4 protein-coding genes are annotated in these 3,879 nt (G+C 45.0%); 2 read left to right on the forward strand and 2 right to left on the reverse strand.

Going from position 1 to position 3,879, the window contains the following annotated elements:
• Positions 1 to 520: peptidogalycan biosysnthesis protein (locus tag F6K57_RS39025; protein ID WP_293074041.1), on the reverse strand; the 520-nt coding region annotated here is incomplete at its 3' end.
• A gap of 735 nt (positions 521 to 1,255) precedes the next feature.
• Here F6K57_RS39025 and F6K57_RS39030 point away from each other — a divergent pair.
• A complete protein-coding gene (locus F6K57_RS39030; RefSeq protein ID WP_075897657.1) occupies positions 1,256 to 3,229 on the forward strand; it encodes an ATP-binding protein in 1,974 nt (657 codons plus the stop codon).
• A gap of 2 nt (positions 3,230 to 3,231) precedes the next feature.
• Positions 3,232 to 3,447 (forward strand): hypothetical protein, encoded by a 216-nt coding sequence (locus tag F6K57_RS39035; protein ID WP_293074042.1) that lies wholly within the window; start codon positions 3,232 to 3,234, stop codon positions 3,445 to 3,447.
• 49 nt (positions 3,448 to 3,496) lie between these two features.
• Here the strand turns inward: F6K57_RS39035 and F6K57_RS39040 are convergent.
• On the reverse strand, positions 3,497 to 3,879 hold a 383-nt coding region (locus tag F6K57_RS39040), incomplete at its 5' end, for a GAF domain-containing protein (RefSeq protein WP_293074043.1).

Here is a 3,879-nt window from a genome sequence, read left to right on the forward strand (position 1 = left end):
GCCAGCCCTTAAAACCATTGCGTTCAATTACTGGTCGCCAATCGGGGTCAACAAAGAGGAAGTGACAACCAGACAGATGATTGCGATCGCAAAAATGATCGATAGCACTTACCATGATCTGTGTCAGCTGATCTTCATCTTCTCCTGGTGCCATCAAAAACCGATAGCCTACCGCTGGGGTAAATGGTGTCATACCCAACAACTTTGGATAGTAGGAAATGCCCAAGCGATAGGATAAATCCGCCCACTGTTGGTCAAAGACAAACTCTCCGTAACTGTGACCTTTGACATACATAGGTGCAGCCGCGATCAGCTGTCTATCTCGCCATACCGTTAAGTGATTGGGCAACCAACCCGTTTTAGCAGTAGCACTACCAGATGTTTCAATATTATTCAACCAGTCCCACTCCAGAAAAGGGGTTTTTAGGGGTTGGGCAAGGTCATCCCAAGCGGATTGGGGAATATCTGCCATGCGGTTGACCCAGATAACGGAATAGTCAAGCTTGGGTTGTTGAACCATTGGGGTAATCTAGGATTAGAGGAACTTGAGATTGGTAAAGTCAGCAATTCTGCTAGTATGCAAGTTTATTCGCGTAGCGTGGCCAAACGCGCCCCGCGTGGCCAATAGGCCAAGGCCAAGTCAGCAAGTCAGCAAGTCAGCAAGTCTGAAACAATTCCTGGGATCAATTACTGAGAAACTGGAATGTTTCTTACCTTGAGCCTTAACGTTTTTTCCGTTAACTTCAAGTATTTAACTTCAAGTTTTATTTAATTAGTCGAGGGGGTTATCAGAGGAGATATGACCAGATATCCCATCTCTTAGTTTAAGTTAAACTAACTTCACACTATAGGCACGCAAAGTACCTGCACCAAACAAGACCCCATCAGCGAGAGCCACTTGGTTTTCCAGATGGGCTAGAAAGGTTAGCAAATCTTTTCTATAACACATCTAGTCACGGACTTCAAACCCTGAAGGTCTTGATAGTCAGGGAAAACCTTGGTAGATCTACTCGAATCCTCCAAGGTATGCATCTATGCCTTTGTCCTTCCATCTGACGTTAAATGGACACAACCCTAGTTGAGAATGGCAGAGAAAAATTACTCAAATTAACTGGATTTATTTCAGTAAGTTTCCATAAACTAAATAGAGGGAATAAAGATATCAATCTGAGTACCAAGGTTGTAGTGAGTAATTGTAAACAAACCCCATTATCGTGCGGTTGGGTTGTTCTGAGCCATCAATATCAGACGAATTATGGTTAAGCTAGGTCTATCCTCCTTTCGTCGCATTCTACTTTCGCGCCTTCTGCTGCTAAGTGTGCCAGTCTTACTAGCAGGAGTGTATGTGACTTACACAAAGGCACGCTCATTGCTGTTGGACAGTGCTCGCCAAAATCTGACGGAAAGTGCTGTACTCCATGCACAGAGCATTCAAGAGTCAATTGCTGCCCTCAAAGCCAACTTGGTGAGTGCCAGTGAAGCTGTAGCCCTAAAGTCGGAATCCCCAACCGCCTATCAAAAATTTGTAGAACAATTGGCTCAACTGTTACCACATCAGATCGATTGTGTACAGTTGATGGAGCTACAGAGCAAAGCAATCGCCGCAAGTACCTGTGCTAACCAATTGCTAACTAACCGACCGACTTTTGTATCCTCGGTGCAGCAAAGTCAATCATTCGCTAACCGTTCTCAGGTTGAGGTAACCATACTACTGCCTAAACACCCCTCAAGAAACCCCTCAACAACTTTAACTAGCCAACTCTATCCCCCCAAGTCCACCAGTAAACTCAAACTAGTCCTGAGTGCCCCAGTCTATAACCGATCAGGTCAACTCCAGTTTGCCCTGATCATCCAGTCAGCTCTGCTACAGACACCAGCCTCACAACGGCAGATATTGTCGAGCTATCCGGTAGTGATTAACCAAGAAGGGCAAGTTTTGACTCATCACTATCAAGAGCCAGTGGCACAGAAGATCACAGACAAGATCAATCGGGAAGAAGAACAAGAGGGACTCAAAAGGGTTTTCGGAAAAGCGATCGCACAGGAACAAGATGTTGCTGAACCGTCGTACTGGATTAAAAACAACGTGGAATTAACCGCTGGCTATACCTCAATTCCAAGTCCGATTACTGCTGAGCTAGGTCAAAAGTGGGTGATTTTAGCGGTTACCCCCGTTGATATTGCTTTGGCTGGTCTCAAAGAGATTCAGCACGTTCTGCTAATCTTCACCTGTGGCTTGATTGGGGCAACCCTGTTGGCAACGATGTATGTTGCTCGGGAATTAGCTCGTCCTCTCGAACAACTCAGAGACTACGCTCTAAATCAATCTCAGTTCCTACCCTACGACCGTATACCCCAAAACTTCAAAATTAGGGAAGTTAACCAATTGTCGGAAGCTTTCGGTGGGATGATTGAACGCATGAAACATTGGGCAGAAGAACTCGAAGCTACTTGGAAAGAAGCCCAAACTGCTAATAAGTTCAAGAATGAATTCCTGGCGAATACCTCCCATGAACTGAGAACTCCCCTGAACGCCATCATTGGTTGTTTGCGACTAATACGGGATGGTTTCTGTGACAACCGCGAAGAAGAAATCGATTTTTTACAAAGGGCTGATCATGCTGCCATGCATCTGCTGGAAATCATTAATGACGTTCTAGATATGGCGAAGATTGAAGCTGGTAAATTATCGGTAAAAATTGAGCCGATTTACCTGTGGGAGTTGCTTGATGAAGTCATAAATTTACAGACTATTCCCATTCAGCAGAAAGGTCTTGAGTTTCATACCAGCGATTTGCATCAGGGGATTATCGTTCCTGCTGATCCAGCTAAGCTCAAGCAGGTTCTAATTAATGTAGTTGGTAACGCCACCAAATTTACAGACAATGGCAGCATTACCATTAAGACCCGAATTGAACCGCTACCCCTGTCTCAGAACAACAGAAGTTTTGCCAAGGCTTCTGATCTAACTTCTCATTCACAGGTTGTGATTATTGTTAAGGATACAGGTATTGGTATTGATCTCAGTCAACAGAAAAAACTATTTCGTCCCTTTGTGATGGTTGATGGCTCGACCACCCGTCAATGTGGTGGAACAGGGCTTGGTCTAGCTATTTCCCGGAATTTAATGGAAATGATGGGAGGTAGTATTACCCTCGTCAGTCCTGGAGAGGGTAAGGGCAGCACCGTTAAAATTACCTTGCCAATCATAGATGGAAAACGGGAATAGCGATGCAGCGCTTTTATCGTACTTCCTGCTGTGTTGACAATAGTGGAGCAGTCGGTTATAATTATAAACCTTTGAAGTCAAAAATTATGGCTGTCTTTGTAACCCAACTAACCTCGTGCATCTCATTAAAGCTGTTTGAGCCAGTGGGTGGAACGGGCATCTTGCCCGTTTCATTTTCGGCTGGACTATCCCAACGCTGGCTACGAGGCGAAAAATAAGGGCAAGCCCGCCCCTAACGAACCCTACGCACCCTAGGCAACTGTTAATTCACGAACTAGTAATCTGTTGCGCCAATGAGCTGATAACCTTCAATTGTTCCTCACCAAAAGCGTCTGCTTCTGGACTAGCAATGGTAATTAGACCCTTGATTTTATAGTCATCAATCACTGGCACGCTCAGAAATGACCGCACTCCTGCCAAATCCAAACCCCCAGATACTATCCCCACTACCTGCCCATCGTTACCAATCACTGGTAAAGAAACCACAGCAACCCACAGGTTACTCTTCGCCCGAAAAACTGTCGATATATAGGTGCGTCCCTTGATAGCTTGTTGAAAATAGCGGCGATCGGAATAGTCCTTACCAATTAAATCTAATTCCGGGGCTTCTGGGTAGCGATAAATCATCACCCCCTGACGATTGATTAGAC

The organism is Moorena sp. SIO4A5, assembly GCF_010672005.1.
GTDB lineage: Bacteria > Cyanobacteriota > Cyanobacteriia > Cyanobacteriales > Coleofasciculaceae > Moorena.